We start from the raw sequence: 287 nt of genomic DNA on the forward strand, positions 1-287 counted from the left end.
ATAGACAGGGGATGGCTCGCGCATCATAATTCTGATGCATGGGCGCAAACCTCACCAACCGGCGGGTATGATCAGGATCCAAGTGGTACCCCCCGATGGTCGTGCTGGCCAATGGCCGGTGTGTGGTTTTGCCAGCACTTGTGGGAACATTATGCATTTGGCGGCGATAAGCAATATCTCGGAGAAAAAGCTTATCCCCTCATGAAAGGGGCAGCCGAATTTATGCTGCAGTGGCTGCAGGAGGACCCCGAAAGCGGCTACCTGGTCACCAATCCCTCTTCTTCTCC

1 protein-coding gene is annotated in these 287 nt (G+C 54.7%); it reads left to right on the top strand.

Features of this window, described 5'->3' with window-relative positions; genetic code table 11:
* Positions 1–287: glycosyl hydrolase family 95 catalytic domain-containing protein (locus tag B3Z75_RS10545; protein WP_414702892.1), on the top strand; the 287-nt coding region annotated here is incomplete at both ends.

The organism is Proteiniphilum sp. UBA1028 (genome assembly GCF_002316955.1).
Classification (GTDB): domain Bacteria; phylum Bacteroidota; class Bacteroidia; order Bacteroidales; family Dysgonomonadaceae; genus Proteiniphilum.